This is a genomic window from Paenibacillus sp. WG02 (genome assembly GCF_055396115.1).
The window spans coordinates 5,547,972-5,574,580 of record NZ_AP036016.1; the positions used below are offsets into that span (position 1 = coordinate 5,547,972).

At 44.6% G+C, this 26,609-nt stretch carries 24 protein-coding genes, 1 pseudogene and 1 riboswitch; of the genes and pseudogenes, 7 read left to right on the forward strand and 18 right to left on the reverse strand.

Going from position 1 to position 26,609, the window contains the following annotated elements; all coding sequences use genetic code 11:
• Positions 1-9 precede the first annotated feature (9 nt).
• The 7 genes from ACBP55_RS25330 to ACBP55_RS25360 form a co-directional block, all read right to left on the reverse strand.
• On the reverse strand, positions 10-1,002 hold the full coding sequence (locus tag ACBP55_RS25330; RefSeq protein WP_464645655.1) for a CehA/McbA family metallohydrolase: 993 nt from the start codon (positions 1,000-1,002) through the stop codon (positions 10-12).
• Between the two features lie 4 nt (positions 1,003-1,006).
• Complete coding sequence (locus ACBP55_RS25335) at positions 1,007-1,471, reverse strand: hypothetical protein (RefSeq protein WP_464645656.1); 465 nt, start codon at positions 1,469-1,471, stop codon at positions 1,007-1,009.
• Entirely contained in the window at positions 1,468-2,313 is an 846-nt protein-coding gene (locus ACBP55_RS25340; protein ID WP_464645657.1) for an ABC transporter permease, read from the reverse strand. Before ACBP55_RS25340 ends, ACBP55_RS25335 begins: the two co-directional genes overlap by 4 nt.
• On the reverse strand, positions 2,310-3,488 hold the full coding sequence (locus ACBP55_RS25345) for an extracellular solute-binding protein (protein WP_029199108.1): 1,179 nt from the start codon (positions 3,486-3,488) through the stop codon (positions 2,310-2,312). Before ACBP55_RS25345 ends, ACBP55_RS25340 begins: the two co-directional genes overlap by 4 nt.
• A 26-nt stretch (positions 3,489-3,514) precedes the next feature.
• Entirely contained in the window at positions 3,515-4,546 is a 1,032-nt protein-coding gene (locus tag ACBP55_RS25350) for an ABC transporter ATP-binding protein (protein ID WP_029199107.1), read from the reverse strand.
• A gap of 97 nt (positions 4,547-4,643) precedes the next feature.
• On the reverse strand, positions 4,644-5,468 hold the full coding sequence (locus ACBP55_RS25355) for an ABC transporter permease (protein WP_464645658.1): 825 nt from the start codon (positions 5,466-5,468) through the stop codon (positions 4,644-4,646).
• Positions 5,469-5,497: 29 nt separating this feature from the next.
• Positions 5,498-6,505, reverse strand: coding sequence for a LacI family DNA-binding transcriptional regulator (locus ACBP55_RS25360; RefSeq protein WP_464645659.1), 1,008 nt, complete (start codon positions 6,503-6,505; stop codon positions 5,498-5,500).
• Between the two features lie 300 nt (positions 6,506-6,805).
• On the opposite strand from ACBP55_RS25360, the gene ACBP55_RS25365 reads away from it, so the two are divergent.
• Complete coding sequence (locus ACBP55_RS25365) at positions 6,806-7,441, forward strand: FMN-dependent NADH-azoreductase (RefSeq protein ID WP_464645660.1); 636 nt, start codon at positions 6,806-6,808, stop codon at positions 7,439-7,441.
• 374 nt (positions 7,442-7,815) lie between these two features.
• Here the strand turns inward: ACBP55_RS25365 and ACBP55_RS25370 are convergent, their stop codons facing one another.
• The 4 genes from ACBP55_RS25370 to ACBP55_RS25385 form a co-directional block, all read right to left on the reverse strand.
• Positions 7,816-8,778 (reverse strand): DMT family transporter, encoded by a 963-nt coding sequence (locus tag ACBP55_RS25370; RefSeq protein ID WP_464645661.1) that lies wholly within the window; start codon positions 8,776-8,778, stop codon positions 7,816-7,818.
• A gap of 160 nt (positions 8,779-8,938) precedes the next feature.
• Positions 8,939-9,089: riboswitch (FMN riboswitch) on the reverse strand.
• A gap of 87 nt (positions 9,090-9,176) precedes the next feature.
• Complete coding sequence (locus ACBP55_RS25375) at positions 9,177-9,734, reverse strand: hypothetical protein (protein ID WP_464645662.1); 558 nt, start codon at positions 9,732-9,734, stop codon at positions 9,177-9,179.
• A gap of 182 nt (positions 9,735-9,916) precedes the next feature.
• Positions 9,917-10,381 carry a membrane protein gene (locus tag ACBP55_RS25380; RefSeq protein WP_029199102.1) on the reverse strand — a complete coding sequence of 155 codons (465 nt, stop codon included), beginning with the start codon at positions 10,379-10,381 and terminating at the stop codon, positions 9,917-9,919.
• Positions 10,365-10,946, reverse strand: a complete 582-nt coding sequence (locus ACBP55_RS25385; protein WP_464645663.1) for a CBO0543 family protein — start codon at positions 10,944-10,946, stop codon at positions 10,365-10,367. Before ACBP55_RS25385 ends, ACBP55_RS25380 begins: the two co-directional genes overlap by 17 nt.
• Before the next feature lie 202 nt (positions 10,947-11,148).
• On the opposite strand from ACBP55_RS25385, the gene ACBP55_RS25390 reads away from it, so the two are divergent.
• Positions 11,149-12,477 (forward strand): MFS transporter, encoded by a 1,329-nt coding sequence (locus ACBP55_RS25390; protein WP_464645664.1) that lies wholly within the window; start codon positions 11,149-11,151, stop codon positions 12,475-12,477.
• Positions 12,478-12,937: 460 nt separating this feature from the next.
• Here ACBP55_RS25390 and ACBP55_RS25395 read toward each other — a convergent pair whose 3' ends face one another.
• The 3 genes from ACBP55_RS25395 to ACBP55_RS25405 form a co-directional block, all read right to left on the reverse strand.
• Positions 12,938-14,380, reverse strand: a complete 1,443-nt coding sequence (locus ACBP55_RS25395) for a LamG-like jellyroll fold domain-containing protein (protein ID WP_464645665.1) — start codon at positions 14,378-14,380, stop codon at positions 12,938-12,940.
• Positions 14,381-14,509: 129 nt separating this feature from the next.
• On the reverse strand, positions 14,510-15,697 hold the full coding sequence (locus ACBP55_RS25400) for an MFS transporter (protein ID WP_464645666.1): 1,188 nt from the start codon (positions 15,695-15,697) through the stop codon (positions 14,510-14,512).
• A complete protein-coding gene (locus ACBP55_RS25405) occupies positions 15,697-16,872 on the reverse strand; it encodes a serine hydrolase domain-containing protein (RefSeq protein WP_464645667.1) in 1,176 nt (391 codons plus the stop codon). The genes ACBP55_RS25400 and ACBP55_RS25405 overlap by 1 nt, the downstream gene beginning before the upstream one ends.
• Positions 16,873-17,045: 173 nt before the next feature.
• On the opposite strand from ACBP55_RS25405, the pseudogene ACBP55_RS25410 reads away from it, so the two are divergent.
• Positions 17,046-17,276: pseudogene (locus ACBP55_RS25410) on the forward strand (Lrp/AsnC family transcriptional regulator); the annotation flags it as partial.
• 171 nt (positions 17,277-17,447) lie between these two features.
• Here the strand turns inward: ACBP55_RS25410 and ACBP55_RS25415 are convergent.
• Both ACBP55_RS25415 and ACBP55_RS25420 read right to left on the reverse strand, forming a co-directional pair.
• Positions 17,448-18,650, reverse strand: a complete 1,203-nt coding sequence (locus ACBP55_RS25415; protein WP_464645668.1) for a metallophosphoesterase family protein — start codon at positions 18,648-18,650, stop codon at positions 17,448-17,450.
• 50 nt (positions 18,651-18,700) lie between these two features.
• A complete protein-coding gene (locus tag ACBP55_RS25420) occupies positions 18,701-18,898 on the reverse strand; it encodes a hypothetical protein (RefSeq protein WP_464645669.1) in 198 nt (65 codons plus the stop codon).
• A 178-nt stretch (positions 18,899-19,076) separates the two neighbouring features.
• Here ACBP55_RS25420 and ACBP55_RS25425 point away from each other — a divergent pair, with 178 nt between their 5' ends.
• The 4 genes from ACBP55_RS25425 to gerPC are packed head-to-tail and all read left to right on the forward strand — an operon-like array spanning position 19,077 to position 20,206.
• Positions 19,077-19,376, forward strand: a complete 300-nt coding sequence (locus ACBP55_RS25425) for a hypothetical protein (protein ID WP_464645670.1) — start codon at positions 19,077-19,079, stop codon at positions 19,374-19,376.
• Entirely contained in the window at positions 19,360-19,578 is a 219-nt protein-coding gene (locus ACBP55_RS25430) for a spore germination protein (RefSeq protein ID WP_464645671.1), read from the forward strand. Before ACBP55_RS25425 ends, ACBP55_RS25430 begins: the two co-directional genes overlap by 17 nt.
• Before the next feature lie 13 nt (positions 19,579-19,591).
• A complete protein-coding gene (locus ACBP55_RS25435; protein WP_464645672.1) occupies positions 19,592-19,774 on the forward strand; it encodes a hypothetical protein in 183 nt (60 codons plus the stop codon).
• Positions 19,775-19,822: 48 nt separating this feature from the next.
• The gene (gene gerPC, locus ACBP55_RS25440) at positions 19,823-20,206 is read left to right on the forward strand and encodes a spore germination protein GerPC (protein ID WP_464645673.1); all 384 of its coding nucleotides are present in this window, start codon (positions 19,823-19,825) and stop codon (positions 20,204-20,206) included.
• A gap of 87 nt (positions 20,207-20,293) precedes the next feature.
• Here the strand turns inward: gerPC and ACBP55_RS25445 are convergent, their stop codons facing one another.
• Together ACBP55_RS25445 and ACBP55_RS25450 are read right to left on the reverse strand one after the other, a co-directional pair.
• Positions 20,294-25,696: a discoidin domain-containing protein gene (locus ACBP55_RS25445; protein WP_464645674.1), complete on the reverse strand. Its 5,403-nt coding sequence runs from the start codon at positions 25,694-25,696 to the stop codon at positions 20,294-20,296.
• A gap of 52 nt (positions 25,697-25,748) precedes the next feature.
• On the reverse strand, positions 25,749-26,597 hold the full coding sequence (locus ACBP55_RS25450; protein WP_464645675.1) for a carbohydrate ABC transporter permease: 849 nt from the start codon (positions 26,595-26,597) through the stop codon (positions 25,749-25,751).
• Positions 26,598-26,609 lie beyond the last annotated feature (12 nt).

Below are 26,609 nucleotides of genomic sequence, written 5' to 3' on the forward strand. Positions count from 1 at the left end.
CACTCCCTTTCATCGATCCACATATATAGCATTCGTAAAGGCGATCAAAGTGCGAACTCCACGAACGATACCTTTTAGCTCAGCCCGTATCCATAGAAGTTCATCGCCAGGAATTTCGATCTCGTAATTCGGCTGATCCATAGCAACGAATTGCTCGCTTAGAACACCTGTATTCCCTATCAAGTTTAGCGTATAATGAGGTTCCTGAAAATCCCAAATCTCTTTCCGCACATGAAAATCAATGTTTACATGGACCTTATAACTGTGGCTGTGATCCTGCTTAGGGACGACGGCGCCAATGCCGTAGGCCGCTGTATTTGTCCTAATTTCTAGCGTTACTAACGGTCCCATGGTTATCGAAGCTTTGCCAACCGCGAGTGCACGCACTGCTCGGTTCGTTACAGTCCCTTCCCCGTCATCGATGTCGAGATACGTCACCGATACCGGTTCATCTGTTTGCTCTTGAGCGTGCCAATCTCGCCCTGAAGTGGCCGCAATCCGGAAGCCCTCATTCAGCTTGTCGGTCCATAATCGGTAGGCGCGATCATTGTCCGTTTTAATCGAAGGGAACGTGCCCGACCAAACCTCAATATAGTCAATATCATGCCAATCCTCGATGTTGAATTCCCAGAAGCAGCCCGTACAAATTGGACTTCCTATGCGATAAGGATGTGCCATTCCGACAATCCCCCCGCTCCTATGAACATCGGCAATTCCTTTATGAATATCGCCCGGGCCCGCCGGACGCCAGTCAACAAAATTGGTCAGTCCTATCGTCACCATATGACCATAAAAGGTCGTCCATTCCATCCCGGAAATGATCGAAATTCCGGTTTCTTGCTCCACGGCAGCTTTATCATGTAAACCCGTCATGGTATTGTGGTCGGTCAACGCAATACACTCGAAACCAAGCGTCTTTGCGCCACTCGCCAGCTCCATGAGTGTTTGTCTTCCATCGCTGTGGAAAGTATGGCTGTGTAATTCGCAAGCAATCCAGGGCATGCCGCTATTCCTCCTCATGATGAATTTGCAAAGTGTAACGGCAGCATTCGGTAACAATCGCATGCAAACTTAACGTAACATGCCACATGCCTGCTAGCATTTTACCGTTGACAAAGCCTGGGGAAGCTTCGCGCTCACCAATAACCAACAGCTGCTCAGGATCATGTCGATGTCCCGCACCGCGGTGTCTTTCAGGGTCGTCGACGGATACGGTTATTAAGTTTTTCAGCGGCAGGAAGGATTCCCATTTCGCCTGAATTCGCTCTCGCTGATTGGGTTCCGTATACTTGTTTATGCTCTCGAAAATCATCGTTTTCGATTGTTCCTGATCTTCTAGATTTTTGGGTTCATAAGCAAAATGGATCCTTAGCTTACCACCCTGCGTTCCTATGTGAAACTTGTACGTAATATGCGTTTTGGAAGAATTGGGATGTACAATTCCTTGTACATCCAGAATAAGTTGATTCATCGTGACCTCGCGCTCTCTTCCGTGATCATACTGCGGATATAAAAGTATCCCATTACTGAACATAGCAGGAACGTAAAGAATGCGATCGCCGCTGCAAGCTGTTTTTCTTGGAAAACCCCAAATACTTGTTCCATGGATACCCCTAGCATTTGTGGCGCATTGGGTCCAATCAGAAATGGTGCCGTAAATGAACCGATCACACCCATGAAAACAAATGTAACGGCAACGAGTAAAGTTTTATACGTGAGCGGCAAAATGAAACGGACGAAGATTTGCAATCTGCGTGCTCCAACATCCTTCGCGCTTTCAATGACAGAATTAGGGACGGCGGATAAGGCAGACCCAAGCAGCATCGTCGTAAACGGAATGTTAAACCACAAATTAGCGATAATAATCCCCTTCATGTCGAAAATAATACGCGGCATTTCCCCTCCGTTGACCAGAAGCAGCATGCGGGATACCCAACCGTGGTTGCCAAGCAATTGAATTAATCCATACGTAGCGATTACGGATGGGATGAAGATTGGAATCATGTACATGTTACGAATCCATTTCACCATCGTACCATTATTGAACCTCATATACGCGGCCAGGGCGTAGCTAATAATTAGCACGAGAATGACCGAAATAATCGTCACTTCCAGCGTGAAAATGATGTTGGAACGCATCAGCTTATCCGTAAATAAATACGTATAATTGGACAAATCGTACCCGCCAGACTTATTGGTAAAGCTTTCTTTAAAAGAAATGATGATCGGAATGACGACAGTGACGAAGAGCAATAAAAAAGAGGGGATGACCAGAATCAATCCCAGTATCCCCATTTTCATTTGTTTACTCATTGGGCAGCAACATCACTTTGCCAGCGTTTGGTCATATCTTTGTCCAGTTCGCCGATATTGAAGGAGCGGAATCCTTCGGATGCACCTTTGAATGAATCTTGAATTTCTTTAGACATATTTGTCAGCTTGATCCCTGGGAAACCATGCATTTTGTCAACAACCACGGCTTGAGCCTCAGATGAAAGAACGAAGTTCAGGAATTTGTAGACTGCATCTTTCTTTTCCGACAGCTTAGGTACCATTAAGTAGGTTGGTCCGCCGTTAAATCCTGGCTTGATTTGCGCCATTTTTGTTGTTTTTGGAAGCTGACCTTTCGCCAATTGCTCAAGAACCATATCCGACCATGCCGGAATCATATCCACTTCACCGCTTGTCAATAAATCTAAAGTACCTTGGTTTTTCTTTGGATAAATACCTTTGCCATATACGGATTTGCCAAGTTCCTTGAGCAGCGCAAAGCCTGGATCCCACCCTTTTTCAACACTTGGATCGGAATTATGGATAGCTTCTTCTGGCAAGAATTTATATAGCGTTGTCGCTACAAAAGAATTACCGGAACCTCCTGTGGATGGATCATTGTAAGCGAATTTGGCTGGATTTTTCTTGATCCAATCATACAGCTCGTCTAAATTCGTTGGAGGTGTTTTAACTTTATCACTATTATAAGCCAATACGACAGCAGAGGAACGATAAGGAATAGCAAGATTGGAAATATCTTTTAACGTTTTCTCATCGACATTTGCCAAGTTTTTAATTTTGTCATTTGGTAAAGTGTCCCACAGGCCATCTTTTTGCCCACGAGTTACATAAGACAAGCCATCTTCATATAAATCGATATCGCCTGAGCCTTTGTTAGCTTGCTTTGCAGCCGTAATGCGGTCATAAGTCGGTTGTGCGCCTGTTCCTGAAGGAATGTAAACGGGTTTCACTTTAACATCCGCATTTTGTTTCTCGAACATAGGAATCAGCGTATCCCACAGATCTTTTACATTTTGTGAGCCGGTAAAATAGAAGTTAAACTCGACAGGCTGTTTAGCGCCAGCCGTTTCTTTGGCCGGACTAGTGCTTTGAGCTGCGGAACCTGCATTCGTTGAAGAGCTGCCGCACCCGGATACAAAAGCAGCGGTAGCAGTCATTAATGTCACTAACATAACAGCGGATTTCTTGCGAAACATAGATAATTCCTCCTTGGGATATGGGTCTAATTTTCTGGATAGGCTAAAACTTTCGCAAAGTTTGCTTTGACTTGTTGCCCTGTATGAAGATCCTTAACGAAATCCCGTGGTTGAAACGCCCGAATTGTGCCGTACTCTGGCAAATCAATGGACACTTCGGCATAATGCCCAAGTACCATAACCTGTTTGATCACTCCGGAAAGGCCTTGTCCCTCTTCACCTTGTATAATCACATCTTCAGGTCGAACTGCCAGATTTACTTGCCCGGACAGATTTTTTGTATTTGGAAAACTTAGATGTCCTACGGTCAACCCGCCGGCTGTGATCACCCCTTTCAAAAAGTTCATTTTGCCGATAAATTGGGAAACAAACAATGTACTCGGTTCATCGTAAATTTCTTGCGGAGTAGCAATTTGCTCAATATTGCCTTGGTTCATAACGACAATGCGATCAGAAATCGACAGCGCTTCTTCTTGATCATGAGTGACGAATACCATCGTAAGACCTGTCTTGGATTGAATTTCTCGCAGCTCTTCTCTCATCTCGTGACGAAGCTTCGCATCAAGTGCGGAGAAAGGTTCATCCAGCAAAAGAACAGCAGGGTTAAGGAGCAGTGATCTGGCAACCGCTATCCGCTGCTGCTGACCACCGGAAAGTTCACCCGGATATTTGAGCTCTGCACCAGGTAAACGAACCAGCTGAAGCACTTCGTTTACAGCCTTATCGATGTCAGCCTTTTTCATCTTGCGTATTTTGAGACCGAATGCCAGGTTGTCAAACACCGTCATATGCGGCCATAGATTGTAACCTTGAAACACCATGGAAGTCGGACGTTTTTCCGGTGGTAATTTGAGAACACTTTTACCCTCAATGAGAATATCGCCTGAATCTGCGTCGAGAAACCCGCCGATGCTGCGAAGCACCGTAGTCTTACCGCAGCCTGAAGGGCCAAGCAGTGTGATTAGCTCGCCTTTGCGAACATCGAGGGAGATTCCTGTTACACCTTCTCCTGTTTTATAGCGCTTCGTCAGTTGTTGAACGGAAAGCTGAATATCCATAGGTGCCTCCTAAAAGTTTTGTTGAGCGTTGCCTCTAAGTGATACTTCGAAACAAAACTCGCATCGGAAGCATACGCCTTAGCTAATTGGTTTATCGTTATTTGAGTTGGAAGCCGCTGGACATAATATCTGCACTCACAAAGCGCTGCGCGGCCAGCAGCAAGATGATCGTAGGCGCCGTCAGAATGATAGAAAACACAGCGCCAGCGTAGGCTGGATAATCACTGATGATAGAGTACATGACGATCGGCATCGTTTTGTAATTAGGGATGCCCACCAGAAAAGTACCCTGCGCTTCATCAAGCGAGTTTAGGAACGTAAAGATCGAAGCCACGATAATACCTGGCATCGCCATCGGCAGTGTAATACTGCGGAATACGCGGAACGGGCTCGCCCCCACATCCCTAGCTGACTCCTCCTGAGCTGTATGCACATTGCGGAAAGCAGCCGTTGGAATCCAGGTCATGAACATGAGCACATTGATCATATGGATCAAAACAACGCCTATCAACGTGTTCATCAGTCCAAGTTTGTAAAAGAGCACAGCGATCGAAACATAAAGCCCCATTTTCGGAAAAGCGTGTGTCAGTAGAAACGAAAACAAGAAAAAACGGCTAAGCGGAAAACGAATGCGAGCAAACGCATAGGCTGCTGGAATACAAAGCACAATAGACAGCGCGGTCACGATCGTTGCGATTAAAAACGACAAACTGATCGATTTCGCGATATCCTCCTGCTGTAGCACAAACGTCCACCATTTCAGTGACCATTCGTGCGGCAAGATATCTGGGTAGGTCCATTTTCCGGTAAAAGCCAATATGGCTAGGTTGAGCAGCGGGCCCAAGAAAAAGATGACGAACACAACAAGTATGAGAAATTCAACGATTTTCCGTGGACCTATCGCTTTTAAATACCAACGCATGCGGACTAACCACTCCTCTCGTATGTCAATTATTGGGTTGATTGCCGGACTATCAATTTGGGTACTAGCTGCTTCGGATTCTCGATATTCTTTTCTTGACGGATAAGCTTGTCTAGCAGGCTAAAGGCTTGAATCCCCATCTCCTCTGTATTGACCCTGATCGTTGTTAAAGAGGGTGAGAACATAGCGGCAAAATCAATATCATCAAAGCCTACTACTGCAACCTGTTCAGGAATGCGTATGGATTTCTCCAACATAAACTTCATGGCCCCCAGCGCGATCATATCGTTGGTAGCAAAAAGCGATGTAAATCCGCCTGCACCAAACTGCTCCCAATGGCTGCGCATGAGCTCATACCCTTCCCCGAAGGTGGAAGTCGATGCCTGTAAGATCGATGAGGATGGGATCGGAACCCCGATTCCTGCTAAGTAATTTTTAAATCCTTTCAGCCTCAAATTGTGGCTGCGGTGCGTCTGCGGCCCTGCAATAACAAAAATCTGACGATGCCCTAAATCGGTAAGATACTCAGCGACCATCCGGCCGCCTTCTTCATCTTGATTGACAATATGCATGACCCCGTCGACATCCGTGGAGCCATTGACCATCACATAGGGAACTCCGAAGTTCGTGATGTAATCAATGACGTTCTGTTGCAAGCGACTGATCAGGATCAGTCCGTCCACCCTTTTTTCCATCATAAAATCAGCAGAACGCAGCGACATATCATGGTCGGTTGTAACGAAAACGGAATAATTCAAGCTTGCGGCTGTCATCAAAATAGCATCAAGAATTTTGCCGTAAAACGGATGAGACGCAATGGGATGGTGCTGGCGATAAATCAGAACACCAATGTTATGCGTTCTCTGTGAAACCATAGCCCTTGCCACGGCATTGGGCTTATATTGTAATTCTTCAATCAGCTGGAGCACCTTATCGCGTACCTCCATGCTGGTATAGCCCTTGCCAGATATCACCCGCGACACGGTTGATTTGGATACACCGGCACGTTGGGCAATTTCCTTAATCGTAAGCTCCATGCTGCAACCCCATTTCTTCTTGTGAGACCGTTCCCACATATCAAAAATAACGTATTTTTGTTTTTCCTGTGTTAACCGCAAGATAATAATTTGTAAACCTCAAAACAATCAAATACCTTGATTACTTTCTTATGCTGCTTTTCATAAAAAAAGACCGCCTCAATGCGAGCTAAACATGCTCCCTGAGCGATCCTTTTTTTGCACATATTATAAGTTACTAATTTATTGTTTGAAATTTACTCAAAATAAGTTATAATAACAACTGTAATTATTTTAAGTATAGAAGGGAAGTTATTAATTATGGCAACAGTACTTTATATCACGGCACACCCGCACGATCACCAAACATCTTTCAGCCTAGCGGTAGGTAAAGAATTCATCGAAGCATACCGTGAAGCGAATCCATCCGATGAGGTTATTTCTGTGGATTTGTTCAAACAAGATATTCCTCAAATTGATGCTGATGTATTCAGCGGTTGGGGAAAACTTCAATCCGGAACAGCTTTTGACCAGTTGTCTGATGCAGAAAAAGCAAAAGTTGCACGTTTAGGCGCTCTTGTTGACCAATTCGTAGCTGCAGATAAATATGTTTTCGTTTCTCCAATGTGGAACTTCTCATTCCCTCCAGTATTGAAAGCTTACATTGATGCAGTTTCCGTTGCAGGTAAAACTTTCAAATATACAGAAAATGGTCCAGTTGGTTTGTTGACAAACAAAAAAGGGCTACATATTCAAGCGAGCGGCGGCATTTATTCCGAAGGCCCTGCTGCAGCATTTGAAAGTGGCTTCAGCTACCTGAAAAAAATCTCGCAATTCTACGGTATCCCATCTTTCGAAGGCATTTTTGTTGAAGGCATGGCTTTAGCGCCGGATCAAGCGCAATCCATCAAAGAAAAAGCAATTGCACAAGCAAAAGAAGTTGCAGCTCGTTTCTAAAAAAATTGCAAGGGTTGTCCCATAAGGGTAAATACTCACTTAGGGGCACAGAAAACAAAAAAAATGAGATGGCAAGGATTATCCTTGCCATCTCATTTTTTGTTTTCTGTCGATTGCCGAGGTCAAAGTCAACTGACCTCAAGTTCGCGGAACGTCGATTCGTTATTTCGGGAAATTTGCACTAATAATCAAATGAGAGGAACGAGAGGGCGTTATTTGATCAAAATGAACGATCTGGAGGCAAAAACAGCAAAATAGCGCATCGTCGTTCCTCTTCCTCATGAAATCTGGTGCTTTTCATCAAAATAGCGCATCGACGTTCTCTTAGCAAATCTGGTTGCCATATATAATCGAAAATTCTTGTTTGAGATGACTTAAACATTTCCTTTACTGCGGCTCATTAACCATAGGGTTAACCAAATAAATACAAAACCAGCTAGTTGTCCTAAGGTCAGCTTTTGACCAAACACAACCCAGTTTATGCCTACACCAACAGCTGGGAAGGCAAGCTCGGCAAGCGTTGCAAACAATGCCTTTGTCGATGACAAACCCTTATAATAAAGGAGCATGCTGATCAACCCTGGGAAAAAGGCCTGGAACAGCAGATTGACTGCGATAAGCGTTAGATCACCGCTAGAACCCCCTAAGTGCCACGCATCACCACTTGCCAGAAGGACAAGCGTTAGCAGCGGGATCGCCATCAGGAAGCGCAGTGATGTGACAACAGGGAAATCCAAGTTTTTTTGAAGCAGGAACTTCCCCATCACGGTTGATCCACCCCATAAAACAGCAGCCAGAATTGAAAATAAGCAGCTTAACGTGCCTAAATCCTTCAAGCCCAACTTCGGAGAATCAAAACCAAACGTCAGCAAATACGTACCTAGCAACGCCATTACGATATAAACAAAAAATTTAGAAGGCAATTCCTCTTTAAGCAATGCACGAGCCAATACAATGGCGAATAAGGGCTGCAGCTTCTGCAAAAGCAAGACGGAGTTTGCACTGCCGTGAGCGAAAGCGGAAGTGAAGAGTATGGTGGCTATAGCCGATCCGCCCCATGAAATAAATAGTAGAGCGCCAATAACTGCTAGAGTTAGTTTGCCGGCTAAGGACTTGCGGTACGTTATCAGCACCGGAAGCGCATAGCAAGCCAGCAGCAGATGTTCAATAAACACAATTTGTGCAGAGGTAAAACTCTTCAACAATAAGATTCGAAAGAGAGGGTCCAACCCCCAAAGAGTAGCACCGAGTGCCACATACCAGATCCCATTGATGCCCCTGCTGCTTGATGAGTACAAACTTGCGCGCTTACTTCCCAGCTTAAATACATTTTCCAATTCAAAAACCTCCCAATAGGAGAGACTTTGAGAGATACGCTCAAAGATCCCTAGATGATGTTTTGAATTGAACCTCCTGAAAGAGACAATGCCCCTGTTTACAAGCAACAGGGGCATCGACAAACAGACCTATTAAAAATGGAATTTTTAACAAGTTGTCCTTCACCTTCTCTCATCCGGACTATACCGTCGGCCTTGGAATTTCACCAAGTCAGTCCCAGACTGTACAGACTGGGAGTCGCGGGCTTAGATACATACACGTATGTATCCTCACCGCCGGTAGGGAATTTCACCCTGCCCCGAAGGTTCAAATCTTATTTTCGTTTGTGTGATATTAACACCGATAAATAAAAAAAGCAAGGATTTTCACCTTTGCTTCGCACCAATCAACTATGTTTTTATTCTGATATATACCAATTTCTTCTTGAATTTATCTCTCGTTGCGCTTTGATAAGAATACGTAAGGCTCGATCAATTTCTTCATCTGCCCGTCTCAATTTGTCTGAAGAGACATTTCGCTTCGATGTGCCCAGTACATCTATCGCCTCATTAATTTTGTCATTAATTTCTTCTCTTGAGACTCGCGTCACACCATTTCTTCCCTCCCTTGAACTGGGGCTTCTCATTGTATATCTATTCTCAGTTTCTGTTTCCTGCATTTCAAATAAATTCCTTGGGTTCACGACTTCTCTTTTCGTCGTTTCTTTAATCACTTTTTCTTTTTTCACTGGCGCATTCTTCGCTGCTTCTTTTTTCACTGGCGCATTCTTCACTGCTTCTTTCTTCACTGGCGCATTCTTCACTGCTTCTTTCTTCACTGGCTCTTTCTTCGCTGCTTCTTTCTTCACTGGCTCTTTCTTCGCTGCTTCTTTCTTCACTGGCGCATTCTTCGCCGGCTCTTTCTTCACTGGCGCATTCTTCGCTGGCTCTTTTTTCGCTGCTACAATTATCGCCATTACATTCACCCCCATATTCCCCCGTACTTTATCTTATGCTTATGAGAGAAATGACGATTGGGTATATACCAACACACATGATATAAATCCTATTAGTTGAAGAAACCATATGCGCTCAAACAATAGGTAAAAAAAAGAAAAAGGGATCTCCAACTGTCTTATATATCCGACAGGGATACCCTTTATAATATCGATTGACGTCGTTTTAAAAAAAGAAAGCTAACAACGCCAATTGCAATTCCAACGAATGAAAACAGCATAGGCAGCCATACGGGGCCCAATAGAATACCGAAAGGTTGAAACTCATCCGAATAGATGATACCTACCGTCCCGAGAAAAGCGCCTAATACAAAAGGAAAATACGCGTACTCTGCCGTATCTCCCCCATCTTTATAAGCATCCCAAATACTAAACATGTAGAGACAAGGGTAAAACATTAGCCAATGATAATCGGTTTGCTGGATAGCCTCTTGAATGTTTCCTTTGAAGCTGTCGATAATAATTTGATTGAGATCAGACATGTAATTCACGATAAATTCCAAAATAATCAATGTGATTGCTTTAACATATTTCCCGTTTAAAAACTGACCAAACCCAGGGAGTGCGATGGACCATAATAATTTCTCAATTTTATTGGATTTGTGCATAGTTGTCATTCGGCAGTCGGTGATTTACTGAACTTGCTATGAACTCAGGTGTCGACTTCTTGCTATGGGATCGCTCTTCTACAAAATTTCCTCCTCTTACATTTATATCAGGTGTGATCCTTTTTAATAAGCCCACAAACCCTCTAATCGCAAACAAAGTAAAGTTAAGGGATGCAAATGTATGAAAAACAGACCAGGATTTCCATCTAAACAAATCGGTTTTCCTCTCTAGAAACCATTGAAGCAAAGTCATCGGTACAGTAAAAAATAGACTTCTCGTGAGGAGCTCAAGTGGTTTGCTTTGATAAGACCATCTTACCCAAACTACACTTAAAAGCGGATAAAGTAACAAATCGTACAAAATATTGGTATCAAATACTTTGGCGAAAGGACGAACAGGGTACGAGATGTTTCCTTTTTTAATAAAGTAAGAATCTATGGTACTTGATAAAACGCATTTCGCGAAAAATATGGTCAGATTCATGAGCAGGTTATTACGTTTCAATACGAATGGGGCTGCTGCTAATGATGAGACAAATAAAATCCGCAATAATATCTTCTCCATACCGTTATTTCCCCCTTAATTTGCTTTCTTCCTGACCTTTAGTGTGGATAAAAGAACAATCTATTATTCATAAGAGGAATAGCCAGCGAACCTAAAAAAAAACATAAAAGAGCTGCCGCGGGCAGCCCTTTTTATGTTGGAGTGACATTTGTATAATAGGGGATATATATAATACATCTCTAGTTAGACAGGATGGTAATGGATGAACGATAAAATTGTAATGCCGGTATGGACAATTGGCTTGTTCATCGTTGTTATGAATACGACGATGTTTAATGTGTCTATCCCTAGTATTATTCAAGATCTTGGGATTACTGCTGATCTCGGATCATGGGTAATCTCAAGCTACTCCATCGGATATGCCTTATCGACAGTCATTTACAGCAGGCTCTCTGATGTATTACCGATTCGTAAACTGCTGATCGTGGGGCTCTTAGTGCTTGGGCTTTCATCGATTTTCGGATTATTTGCCCGTGAATTCACTGCGTTGCTCATAGCTCGTATTCTTCAGTCCGCTGGCGCAGGGGTGATGGCAGGCCTTGGTTTGGTTCTGGCAAGCCGATATATTCCAATTGAAAGACGAGGGTCAGCGATCGCCATGATATCCGCAGGAAGTGCGATGGCTTTCGGGCTCGGTCCGATCGTTGGCGGTTTGATTAGCGAATACTTTGGTTGGAATGGATTGTTCGCCATTACTTGTCTGGTTCTGGTCATACTTCCTATTCTTGTACGCTTACTCCCCAAAGAAAACGTGGTAGCCTTCCGATTCGACATTTTAGGTGCTCTCTTAACGATCGTCAATGCAACTACGCTGCTGTTGGCTGTGACACAACTTTCTGTCGGCTGGCTTGTCGCCAGTTGTCTTTCGTTCCTTATACATGCTTGGCATTTGAAACGAGCGAACAATACGTTCATTAACCCTGAACTGCTAAGCAATCCAGCTTATCGTAAACTGGTTACAATCGGGTTTTGCATCTTAGTATTAAACTTGGGTAATTTATTTCTAATGCCATTGGTGTTAGCTAAGGTGTTCGATCAATCGCCTATGATGATTGGGTTAACTATTGCGCCGGGGGCGCTTTTGTCGGCCTTCTTGACCCGCTTCGTTGGAAGATGGATAGATCGTTACGGTAATCTACGCTTTATGTTTATCGGGCATTGTATGTTAGCTTTGGTGATGATTATGTTTTATGTAACTCTGGGAGCTTCGCCGCTTGTTATATTACTTGGATATCTTTGTTTTTCGCCTGCTTTTTCAGCAACGATTGCTTCTTTGAACAATGAGACCTCACGTATTCTTCCAAAATCATTAATAGGATCCGGTATGGGACTTATGCAGCTCATTCAATTCTTTGGCGGTTCAATCTCGGTTGCGATTTGTGGAATACTACTCGAAATTCAAAAGACTACGCCAATAACCCATTCCTTCAAACATGTTTATGGCCTTTTATTACTGGTAGGTCTGAGCTCACTAGGCATGCTCCTGTGGTATAAGCTTACTGCACCCGTCTTAAAGAAATCTGATGTTTAACAAACTTGATAAATCCTTTCTAATTGGACAATTTATATATGATTGTTTTATAGCTATCGATCCATATTTTAGATGAATCCTTTATGGTTCGACGATTGTTTTTTCCAGTTCGATAGATCATATATTTACTATCTTTGATAACATCATTTGACCTTAACAGTACATTTTTGTCATGACGCAACAATAAATAAATAAATAAATAAATAAATACATTTCTTTACCAAATAGTTAATCGCGAGCTCATAGCCCCTCAGCCTATGTTGATGTTCCTGCTGGCTCTTGAAATAGGTTCATAAACGTTTCCTCCAGGTTTAGTAGAAATTCATTCCGCTCAAAAATACTAACATAAAGTGAAATTCCATGAAAACAAACTTTACCTATTAACCTGTCCTCTCCAAAGGAAAAAGCAGGTCGCGCTCAGCGCCTGCTTTATTGGTACGTCTTTATTCTCCACCAGTCTTCACTTAATCTTTGCGGGACTGCCATGAATCGTTCCGTTTCGGCTGTTGCCGGACTGATCCTGGGCCCCTATGTTGAACGTCCAATAGCCTGCAAGGCCCGTATGGTTTTCGGATTCAGCATGGTTGTTCATATCCTCATGGATTTCAGCTTCTGTTCTTACCGTCGTCCAGAATCTAATCTCTCCGATCTGACCATTGAAATATCGAGGATCCTCCAAAAAATCGGCGCCAATCGTAATCGGGGACGAATTGATCTTGTAAGTGACTCCCGAACTCATGGAATCGAGTACTCCATTAAGGTATAGTTTCATAGTTTGAGTCGTACCGTCGTATAAAGCTGCTAAATGATACCATTTATTTAATTCAAGGTTGGTAACTGAATTAACCTCCATTCCATCCCCTATCTGGAAGTTTATCTTATTGTAGTCAGGATAAGTCGGCGGACCGTCACTCAAACGAAGTGTGAAGGAATCTTCACCGTGCGCCTGATATTTGGACACAATTCCTGTCTTCCATTTGAAATCCTTCGGTTTAACCCATGCTTCGATCGTGAATGACGATGAATTATAGACCATGTCATTCGCGATTTCTACATAATCGCCGGCACCGTTGAAATCCAAAGCTTGATACGGTTGGACGACAACTAGAATAGGTGGGGTCATAATAGAGACTCTATTCGATTCCCCTGCCTTGGGTCCTCCTGTTACCATCAATTTAAATTCATAGGATGTGTTCGGTATAAGTCCGGTTACGGTATAGGTTGCTTCGCTGACGCTGAGAGTCCCTGCGTCCATAAATGTTGATTCCGCAGCAGTCTTCTTTAACAACTTCACACTTGTCGCCCCAAATGGCTTGCTAAAAGTAAAGGTCGCGTATGTGGCTGACGTAGCAGTTGGTACAACGGTGAAATCATCGATTGGATATGCTATCGTGATTGGTTCAATTCGAGAAAGTAAATATTCAATCTCCCCTTTGAGGCCAAACACACCATCTCCATTCATATCCCACTCGTGGTCTGCCATGTCTGAAGCAATCGGTACGATGTCTTCAATATTGAAGGCTTCGTTATCATCGACAACGATAGGAGGCAAAGAAAAAGTATTCGTTTCACTGTTCGATACGACTTTTGCTGTAAGCATGTGCACTCCTTTACGAAGTGGAGGCAATTCAAGAATTACATTCGAATTTCCATTCCCGTCTTTATAAGCAAGCTTCGTTATGCCTTCAAAAATCTCGATCGTTGAGCCTATTGGAGCTCTCATAATAACTTCAGGTGTAGTGTCCACTATAACCGTTCGTATAGGTGAGATTAGTATAGACGGTGTAGGTACGCTGGCATTAGCATGATTCTCTTTGCCCAATAACGCGTATCCACTGGAAACTAACACGACTGTTGCGAGCATTAGTCTAGCAAGTGCCCATTTCATAAATGTTCGTTTCATCTTGATCCAGTTCCTCCCCGATCCAATATAGCTTTTTATTTATTATCATAAATTTGGAAATAAATCTCACTGAATTATAGCATATTTTTCTTATTCGACGCCCGTATTCTCATATTCCTTGCTGTTCAGTTAGGCCCCGTTTGAAACCCGATTTACCTCCAAGCCTTTTCGGTTAAAGTAAACTATTTTTATTGCAATACATACAAGTGCCAACATAATAAACAATAAGCCACTCCATATAGTCCCTTTCATTCCTGTAGTGGTAATAAACCACCCACCTACTAAGGAACCGATGGACACACCCAGATTGATGAAGGAAATATACAACCCCGTGGCAAATTCAGGAGCTTCCGGAGCTTCAGAAGTTAACCATATCTGGGTTACGATGAGTCCACTGGTATGAGCGGCTCCCCACAAAACCATGATGACAATGATAGGCACAATGGATTTTTCTCCCATATAAAGAAATAAGAAAGAAATGGCTAAGACGATCGGATGGAAAACAGTCGTTCTGACCCTATTTTTTCCAATCAGTCTCCCTGCCAATAAGTTACCTGCCACTCCCCCAACACCGAAAATGACAAGCATGACACTAACGATTTTCCCGCTCAACCCCATCACTTGTTCCAAGTATTCGGCAGCATAGCTATAGACCGAAAACATAGCGGCAAATATGAATGTTGCAGCACCTATATTGATCCAAAGGGGGACTTTACGCAATATACCGAGCTGTTCCCCGTAAGAGACTTTCTCAGCTTTGGACGATTTCGGAAGCATGATGGCGATCCCCACACTAGCAGCGGTGTTTACAACGGCACAAAATATAAATGCGGCCTCGAATGAGAATTGATCTACGAGATAGGTTGTTATCGGAATTCCAAGTACCATACCCATGCTAGTACCAACAAATGCTTTGGCAGAAGCCTGAGTGGCTTTTTCTTTAGGATAGAGTGAAACTGCAGCTGCAAAAGCCAATGAAAAATAAACAGGATGGAACAATGCCGGGATCATCCGAAGTGCCAGCAAAACATAAAAATTAGGAGCATAAGCTGATAATAAACTACTTCCAGCAAAAATGAGTAAAGACACTATCATTACGTTTTTACGATTATATTTTGAAAGAAGCAGCACCATAAAGGGACCACATAATGCTATAACAAGCGCAAACACCCCGACGAGCATGCCGGCCTGAGATGTACTGATATTGTAACGTTCCGTAATAGCTGGTAATATTCCGACAACACCAAACTCAATGGTATAAACGCCGAATAAACCAAGTGCGATAAAGAATATGGGGTTGGTCTTGAGCGCATCCATTAGTTCCTGATCCCGTCATAGACAGCTTCACAAAGATCAACGGTAAACTGACCCGACATACCTTCCAAAGCTGTATTGGTAAACGCTACGACACTTAGTTGCTTCTCAGGATCAACGAACCAGGAATGACCATAGGTACCGCCCATGCGCCAGGTGCCCGGTGATTCCGGAGTTTCTGCGGCGATAGGATCATTGAGCAGCGTAAATCCTAAGCCAAAGCCTCGCCCTGGCCAATAGGCCATTGGCAACTCACCAAGTTGGTTAGTAGTCATCTCGCTAACCAGACTCTCCGGCAGCAGTGGCGCTCCGCCCTTTCGTAGTGCTTCAAGCAGCAGCAATAAGTCGCCGGCGCTCCCGACCATGCCGGCTCCGCCGGAGTGATAGGCCGAATCGTCAAGTGCCCGGCCAGGGGCAAGCCGGAAGCCAGCCGTGCCTTCTATAAAATCAATGCTATCGGGATCACGCAAAGGCCGTGGCTCTGGAACAGCATTGGCATAGGCCGTCGCTAGTCGCTCTGGATCGACTGCTGTAAACCCAGTGTCGTCCATGCCCAGCGGCGCTGTCACTAGCGAACGAACGGCTTCGTCAAGCGGTAAATCTGTAACCTTCGCAATCACGGCGCCGAGAACATCAGTAGCAATTGAATATTTCCACTGAGTGCCAGGCGTGTAGAGGAGCGGAACAGAGGCGATACGACGCAGGTTCTCTTCCAATGTAATACCAGCCTGATCCATACCATCTGATACACCGGCGCTGTGATAGGGACCATTCTCTTCCTGAAAAAAGCGGTAAGTCAGCCCTGCCGTGTGCGTCATCAAATGCCGAATCGTCAAATTCGCGAATTCACCGCTCTCCAAACGTGGGCGAAACTCTGGAAGCCAACGATCAACCCGGTCGTCAAGTCCTAAGCGGCCTTGCGAAACAAGTATCATCGCAGCTGTTGAAACGATAGGTTTAGTTACAGAAGCAAGCCTAAATAAGGCATTTTCTTGCATCGTCTGGTTCTTTTCACGGTCTGCAAAACCGGCAGCGCGGTTATAAACCAGTACCCCGTCTATCGCCACTTTAATGACAGCGCCAACCAACCGTTTATCTGCAAGGGTACGATCGATTACTTCATCCATGCGTGCTTGTAAACGGTCAGAATTCATTTTGTTTACATTCAACTTATTCATTGTTATTCATCCTCTCTGAATAGTTAAAGATTTGATTACTCAACTATTGTTAGTATATTATATTAATTAAGTTACTTTCTTTACATAAGGCATTCAAGTTATATCAACCCTTTAACAAATAAAAACGAGTTAGTTTTTAAAAAAAACCTTAAATTTAAAGGAACCGATTTCATAAGTGTGTCGGGTTATCGCAACCCGCAGTAACGGAGCGAGTAAGACGTATGGAGGAAAAAGGGATCATCCAAGAGTATCGCACCATGATTTCCCCGGAGAAAATCGGGAAACAAGCTGCCGCCTACATCCTATTTCGTACTCGGGATTGTCATGCATTCCTTGATTTTTGCCGCTCATCACCCGATGTCGTCGAATGCAACCGCATAAGCGGAGAACACAACTACCTAGTTCCGCATACTTAGAGGTCGGGTGACTTCCCCTTGCAATCGACTGAAAACAAAAAAAATGAGGAAGCAAGAATAACCCTGCCACCTCATTTTTATCTGTACCCCTAAGTGTAATTATTTACTTTCGAGAAAGCTCTTAGCATGTAAATTATTCAGCATGCACTCAATCATCGTCTAATCTTCAGAAATAACCTCAAAAGATATTCGAACCAGCTCTGTATTCAACGTTTCTCCCAAATAGATCATATCGTAAGATCCTACTGACAGATTCAAATCAGTGAATATGATCTTCCCATCCGGCTGACTAGCCGAATTGCTTTTAATATGCGCTAAGGGAGTAATCGGTTCAATCTCACTCGGCAAAGCACCTTTCGGGAAAATACCGAATGCATCTTCTCTCAATGACCCCGTATAAGTAACTTCAATCAAATCGTGAGTCCGATAAACGTTCTTGTCTATCTGCATTGTCGGGTTACCAAGCGTTAGATCGGTATCGAATTCAGGGGCTACTTTCGGAATTAATGAAGGAAGATCTACTGAGAAAATGGCATCTTCAATCCACGTTTTAGCGAGAAAGTCCCTTCCTTTTACGACTACTTTATGATTGTAAACCTCTACGACATATCCCTGCGAGCCTGCCTTCTCCACATCCTCATCCGTCCATAAGTAGGCTGTCGAGGCTGCATTGAACATAGTTGCATACTTTGCGTTGTACATCGTATCTGCCGAGCCCAGTTCCCAATGGGTATGACCCGTAAATACAATCGTTTGCGGATGTTTAATTAGAATTGTCTTAAGCTCCGTGTCTTGCCGAATACCATGCCAACCGAACTTGTTTTGTGACCCTGAAACGGTATTTTTCAAAGGCTGATGAATGAAAATAAAGGACGGTTTGTGAGCCACTTCGTGCTCCGATAGCTTTAGATCTAACCACTCAAGCTGCGTCTCTGATAAATAAGAAGAGTCTTTTAACCCTATCTCTGTCCCTAGGAAAATAAAATGATAGTCGTTCATCCAAACATCGTAATACTTTTTATCAATCCCCGTACTCGTTGTAAAATAATACATTTGACGATCAAAGTCCGCCCAACGGACATCATGGTTGCCGTAAGCAAAATAGATGGGCGGCAGACCCTCTCTATGATCCTTCAAAATTCGTGTCATCGTTTCAAATTCTGTTTGCTTGCCATTGTTAGTCACATCACCAATATGCATAATTCCTTGACTATCGGGCGAAGTTGCCCTGATATCCTGTAAGGCCTGAATGAAATTCAGCGAATATACGCCGTCTATTTCTTCTTCAACATGTGTATCTGTTATGACGATGAATTTGACATTCGGCTTTGCATCTTGTCCCTCATTTATATACTCCATCATTTATTTACCACCTTTGCGTTTTTGGCACTAATCAATCCTATCGAAAATGACTATCTTTTACTTAGAAAATCACAATTTGCCTTCACGAATTTTTCTCCAGTGGTGCTTACAACTAATTCGTCATCATGAGATTGAATGATCACCTTTTCACCTATTTGTTCACCCTGTAAAAAGATCGAGATGGGCTGTCGAAATACCCGCATCCTTTCAAAGTCGGACGGTTCTATCAGTTTGCGTTGTTTTGGCATTTTTTTCTCCTTTTAAGCTTTTATGTGATTATATTATTGCATAAATAAGGATCAAAATCAGGTATTATCAAAAAGGACCTTTTCGCTCCGTTCACTACCAGCAAGAATTTGAGACACAGATACCTAGGAAAATGAATACACTACATCACAAGAGTGAATGAAAGGGAGTGGGAATCGGATGAAACAGACGAAGACGGCTTTTCAGTGGGATAGTGTCACACACATCTTCACGCCGGAAATTACGTCCAATCCGCAATTGCGGCTGCAAAAGCTTGAACTCATTGAATCCGATATCCGAGGCGAATTGAAACGGTATTCCGGAAAGTCCGATGCCCTTCCGCAAGGACAACCCGGCTATCGAAACCATAAAATACCGGAATATCTTATTGTTAATGTACCGATCTCCGCGAGCGTGCAAAAGACCGATATTTCGCGGTCAAACTGCCCAAAGGATGAGCTTTATGCCGAATGTGTTTAACATCTTTAACATCAAAATCAATCAAGTCGCTACTGGCGGCGTCGTCAATTTCGGAGACAACCTGTTGCGCGGAAATGCGGCAAATTCCAAAGCGGTCGGAGGCAACACTGTCATCGGTGACGCCACATCCTCAGTTAATACGGACCGAAACAGCGTTCTGGATCCGGATATCATCGATCAGGGAAATAGCAACCTCGTATAGGAGAGCGCAAGCGATGAACTTTTATATTAACCATATTAAAATCAACTCCATCGCCAACCTGGGCTCCCTCAATATAGGCTACAACATTTTGTCGGATAACAGGGCGACGGAGATTGCGGAAGGCGTGAACGAGAAGAAGGCCGCGGTGGTTCCGGAAGAAGAGTTGATACCGCCCATACACCCTGTAGCCAAATGATCGGTGGCTGTAAAGTCAAGTTTTTCCATACCTGAAGGAGGCGGCATCATGTATGATGCACATGCTTATCTGCACTCCTGTATATGCCAATTCGAACAAAGAATTGCCATGCTAGAGTTTAAGCAATGCGAGTTGAAGGCGGAAAATCAACGATTGAAAGATCAGCTCCAGGCTCAACTGAAGGATCATCTGGATAACCAGCTCAAAGAGAAGCTGAACAATTATTTGGCCGATCTAAAGCACACAACGTCCCCGAATATTACCTACAAAATTCAGGAACTGCACGTAAACGAGCTAAAAGGCACGCTGAACATCGGTCTGACGTCCACCGCAACTACCGAAGAGTTGCATGGTATGATCGACAAGCTGAAAACCAATCAGGGGCATACCGCCGAAAATATGGTTTTTTCACAGGATTCAGAGAGCCCCTAGGGTTTTCGATAATCTGCCAAAAAAAAGAGAGGATAGCATAATGCCATCCTCCTGAATGATCCGTATTGCAAATGGGGGGTACTTTTCTTAATGATTGCCTGATTGATCATGAGGTACTATGACGATAGCAGAAGTAACCGATTGATTGCCCGCTTTGTCCGTTGCTGTGTAGGTTATGGTATAGATGCGTCCTTTTTCTGCACGTAAACTAAATGAAGTGGCCGCAGTACCAATATTAGCTAGAGTGTCACCTTGACCACTATCCGGCTCATTGCTGGTAATGGAAGTTAACACCACAGATGCAACCCCTGATGCTGTATCACTCGAATTCAGCGTGGCATTTATTGTCACCATTTTATGATTCGCCGGCCAAATCGATGTCTTATCTAATTGAACGGTTAATATTGGAGCCGTTTTGTCAATCTTGAACTCGATGGTTTTAATCGATTCTACATTGCCTGCTAGATCCGTGCTGCGATAACCGACCTTATAGTTCCCTTCACCAAAGGCAGGAATGGAACCGGTATAGGTAATCCAACCCCCGTCATTCACTTGGTATTCTGTTTTTGCCATGCCATATACATTGTCACTTACAGTGAAGCTTACCGTTACATCCGACGTATACCATCCGTTGCTGCCATTAGGTGCAGCCGGACTTAAAGATGCGACACTTACGGGTGCAATCTTATCGATATTGCTTACAACAATGCTAGTTACATTGGATACATTACCTGCCGCATCCGTTCCTCTTGCATACACGGTTTCATTTGCCGAAAGGACAACAGGAGCCGTATACGCTGCCCATGTTCCGCTTGCGCCCACTTTGTATTCTTGCAACGCTGCGTCAGCCGGATAGTTGATCGTTACTGTGACATTGGTATTGGTCGGTGCTGTAATATCTGCTGTTAAGGTTGCATCTGCTGGTGGTGTTGTATCAATGACCAATTTCACCACTACTGCTGCAGTTGCCTGCTTTCCTCCGTACGTTGCCGTAACGACGGTTTCACCTTGCGAAACACCAGTAATCGTACCGCTCGCAAACGTTGCGAATGCCGTATTCCTGACCTCGAAAATAGATGCCGTTGTCACGTCTTGATTTGTACCGTCTGAATACTGTGCGGTCACTTTCACCGCTGCGGATTGTCCTTTATACACTTCATAGCGCGCTGCGTCAAACGCAAGTGTTTGAAGCGTAGGTGCTTCAACGATCTTATAAACGTTCAGTTCGGATGCGGAAGCGAAGCCGCCAGAACCCGCAGTTGCTTCAAGCTTGATGTAAGAAGCATTTACTGGAGCGAAGTTTACTTCTTTCAGCAAATTGTTTTGCAGCCACGCACCGCTTGCTGCTTTCGTATATTGCACACCGTCTTGGCTGACGTATACGTTGTATGCAGTGATCGTGCCGTTACCGCCATCGGGACGGGGCAAATAGTCCAGTTTGCTGATTTTGTAAGCTCCACCCAAATTCAAGATAATCGATTGTGGCAGCGGATCGGTACCGAACCATTTGATATGCCACCATGTGTTCACATCGCCGTCGAGCGCATTGCTCGGGTCATCTCCAGGTTGGAAACTTGTAGCCGTTGCCGTCATTTGGGCTTGCGGAATTTTCACCAAACCTGTTTGCCCGGTTACGGTGACATCCACAGTCGCTTTGAAGCCACCATCCGCTGTAGTGACCGTAATTGTTGCCGTGCCTGCTCCTTTCGGAGATACGACACCGTTTCCATCCACCATCGCAACGGCCGGATTGCTGCTGCTCCACGAAACTGTAGTGTTCGCCGCATTCAGAGGCGCTACCATTGCCTCTAGAGCAACAGGCGCATCAAGTACATTCAAATTCAATGCCGAACGATCCAACGTCACACCAGTCACAGGCGCCGTTCCGATGATTGGCAAACCGATCAGCCTTACATCTGCGATACTAGCCTTCGTACTCGCGTCAGGCAGTCCGGTAATTGTAATTTTTACATAGCGTCCTTGGCTGCCGAATGTATCTTTCAGCACTTGACCAGCTTCCGTATTGTTCATGCGGTTTAACACTTGAATCCAGTTGCTGCTGCCCGCTTCCCGGACTTCCAGCTTATATTTGTACACTTTGTCGCTCTGTCCAAATGAAATCTCTAATCCTTGGATCGAATACATTTTACCCAAATCTGCGGACCAAACATGACCCGGGTTGGCATCATTTGCCGACCACATCGTAGCCGCATTGCCGTCGTTGGCATTACTTGCCGGGAACGCCGGATCCACGCTGTCTGCCGTTGCCGGCTTGCCTTGCAGAATATCACCTAATGTAGGCGGTGCCTGAGGCGTTTCATAGACATCAAGTTCGGAAGCGGATGCGAAGCCGCCTACTGCCGCTACCGCCTCCAGCTTCACATAACGGGCATCCACAGGTGTAAATTGGATATATTTCTTAATATTGTTTCGAACCCAGGTACCCGTACTGATTTGCGTATAGTTTGTTCCGTCGGTACTTACGTATAATTTGTAGGTCGTAATCGTGCCATTTCCAGCATCTGTACGGGGTGCGTAACGGAATTGGCTGATGTTGCGAACCTTGCCGAGATCAAGAATAATCGATTGCGGCAGCTTGTCAGAGCCGTCCCATTTCGTATGCCACACGGAATTCGAATCGCCATCAATGGCTTTGGACGCTTCACTGCCCGGCTGGAAGCTCTTTGCCGTAGCTGTCATCTGATTTTTCGGAATCGCCAGCGGTATCGGCACCGAACCGTCCCGGTACACGTTCAGTTCAGCCGCAGCCGCAAAACCGTTAACACCAGCTGTCGCTTCCAATCTTACATACTGCGCTTCCACGGTAGTGAATGTCGCTGTTTTTTCCAGTTTATCCGCATTCCATGCACCGGTGGCCACCTTCGTGAAGCTGGTTCCATCCGTGCTCACATAGACGTTATAAGCTGTAATAATACCATCCGAGCCTAAATATTGTCTCGGCAAATATTTCAATTTATTGACGGAAAACTTCGTGCCAAGATTGAGCGTGATCGACTGTGGTAGCGGTGTGCTGCCATCCAGCTTGGTGCTCCAGATAGTCTCTAAGCTGCCATCCAACGCATTGGCTACAGGACTTGTAGTATCAGTGCTCGTAGCTGTTGCTACGATGTCCGCCTGTACGATTTTCGTCGGATCGTTATCTGGTTCTGGCAGCGAAATGACAACTGCGTCTGTAAGTGGCGTCGTATCTGCCACAAAACCGGCCACTTTCAATTCAAAGCCTTGATCCGCCGGCATATCCGGCGTTTTCACATAAACGATGCCGCCTTTATCCGCACTATCAAAGTACCAGCCGCTTGCAGCGCTCGCCCATTCTGTTTTACTTGCAAATTCAGCATAAGATAAGCCGTCAACTACAACGCTAGTCGGTTTCGCATGCATATGAATTTGGAATTGGTTCGTACGCGCTGCCAATTTGCCGTTGTAATCGCCTACGCTCGCCCCTACTTGAATTTTCAAGTCGCCTGTTCCAGTTTCAGGAGCGATCGAAGTAATGAGTGTTTTCGCAAATTTGCCATTACGGTGCTCTCTCGAAACGCCGTCATCCTCATACATCGTGAAGGTAGAGGTTTTGTAAGGGTAGATGTCATACGTTATCGGATTTGGCTGCACTTGACCGTCATACAGCGATTCTGGATACATCGGAATGATTGCTCCTGCTTTGACAAGAAGCGGTAAACGGCTCAGTGGAGCGCTATATTCGTCGAGCATTTTGGAGCCGTAATGCTCAGTACCCGTCCAGTAGTCGATCCATTTGCCTTTCGGCAAGTAAATGCCGTTTCTTACCGCAGCATCTTTGTAGACCGGTGCAACCAACAGTGATTGCCCAGACATGAATTGGTACTGTGTCAGAGTGTTCTTCGTATTCGGGTCATTCGGGAATTCATACACCATCCCTCTGGCCATCGGTGCTCCCGACTCATAAGCTTCGTTCAAATACGTGTAGAAGTAAGGCGTTAAGCGCTGTCTGAGCTTTAAAATATCACGGTTATAGCTAGTGTACGGCTCTCCATAGCGCCACGGTTGCTTATCTACGGATGCCCAACCAGACATACTCATAAGGATCGGAGTGAATGCTTTCCACTGTAAATCGCGTACATAGGTCTGGGCGCTTCCTCCGAAGATCCCATCCACATCACCGGTAGCGTAGTTCATACCAGACAGCCCCGCACCGATCACGGAAGGAATATGGAAGCGGATATATTCCCAGTTCCCGGATTGGTCTCCCGACCAAACGGTTGAATATCGCTGCGTACCTGCCCATCCGCCGACGGACCATACGAAACCGCGATCGTTAGAGTAATTTTCTACCCCTTGATGAGCTTGTTTCGTTGCATCTAGCGCAAAGTCATACCCCGGTCCGACCCAAGCTACGTCCAGCTTGTTCAAGCGAGTTCCAGCCACGCCTACCTCTGTTGCGATATTAGCAAGACCGTTCTGCGTCCACAAACCAGTGTAAAAACCTAAGTCATGGAGCTGTTGAACGGTGCTTGGCAGCTGCACATACCCGCAGCCGTATCCGTCGTTTGGCAGCAGCCAACCGCCCGGCATGTCGTTGGTGCGGAAGCCTTGAGCAACTTTCAGCACATCCGGCGTTGTCAGCTTATTCGGTTTGTTAGCACCCGTATTGCTTGTGTTATAACAATCCGCATCCCCCATACTCATTCCCCATCTAGGAATCAGTGAAGGCTTACCGGTCAAATCCGTATAGCCATTCAAAATATCTTTGAACGTATCGCCATAAAAATAATACGCGTCAAAGCGGTTTTCATTGTGTGTCAGCTGAGCGGGACTGCCGAAATCGTAAGTTCCGTCTTGGAACGTGTTCCGCAGTACGCCGTACCCAGCTGTACTCAAATAAAACGGAGACGGGTTGGACACGGTGCCGCTGCCCCAGTCGCCGAAGTTCTTGGCAACCTTAATTGTCTTATCGCGGTGAGAGAAAAATCCGTTCTGCATCCCTCCGCCGTAGTAATACTCATCTGCTCCTCGTACGAGCTTTTGGGTCGTTGAAGATGAGCTATAGTTTAACGGTGACTCTTCTTGCCATACGACAGTCGCGTTGTCGCTCTTGTACATCGCGAATTTAAGCGGGCTTTTGTAGGCACGCAAAACGAATTTGCCCGTTACTAATTTGTAGTAACTGCCCTCATCGGACCAATCAACAGTGACCGAACCGAAATCTTCTTTTATCACGATCGGCTCTTTAGGCGTAGCCGAGCTTTTACCAGCCAGTGTTTGAAAATTACCGCCTACACCCAGCCATATACGAACCATGTCATCACGATTAAAAACAACTTTCACCTTATCGGAACCGGACGTGATCGTAAATGTCTTAGCGTCTGTTTTCTCAAAATTCGTTATGTCGCCAACTGCTGCTGCATGAGTCGTTGTTCCACCAATGAAAAGAATCGCTAATACGAACACCAGGCAAAAAGAAAACCCAAAAGCGTTTTTAAGCGTCTTCAAATCATACACTCTCCTCTTCATTCTCAACTTTGGCCAATCTAACGAGGGGTTCTTATCCCTTTAATGCCCCAGCCGTAATCCCTCCTGTAATTTGTTTTTGGAAAATGCTATAAAAAATAATCGTCGGACCCATAGAAATGATCAGGGCTGCGAAGAGAGGTCCCCATTCTGTCCTGTACTGCATTTCACCTTGCATGACTGCAATGGCAACCGGTATCGTATATTTGGTTGGATCATTAATAAGCACAAGTGCAAAAACGTATTCATTCCATATATTTAGCACAGTAATAATAGCCACAGACATCAATCCCGGCTTAGCAAGTGGAAGCATGATCCGAAAAAAAATGCCATAATGGGATGCGCCATCCATAGAAGCTGCTTCTTCTAGTTCACTTGGCAGTGATTTAAAAAAACTGACTAGTACGAAAACGGCAAATGGCACTGCAGTTACCATGTAAACTAAGATCAGGCCGAACAAATTGTTCGTTAGATGAAGATCATTCAGCAAAAAAAATAAGGGGATGATGCCAAGAAATGTTGGAATCATCATGTAGGAAAGATACGAATAATAAAGCAATCCATTTCCTCTGAACGTAAATCGGGCAATCACATAGGCCGTCGTTGCCGATAAGAGCACTCCGAATATCGTGCTTACAACGGTTACTACTAATGAATTCATAAAATTTTGACCAAAGTTATATTTTTCCCACACAAATGAAAAATTGGACCAAAGCAAAGGGAACTTCGGCAGATCCCACGGTTTGCCTAAGAAAAACTGCTGATTATCTTTTAAAGAGCTAAAGACAGTCCAAAGCAGCGGATAAAGAATACATAGCGACCAAACAATAAGGCTGAATTTGAAAAATAACCGAAATACAGGATTGACTACACCTTGACCCATAAGAATAACTCC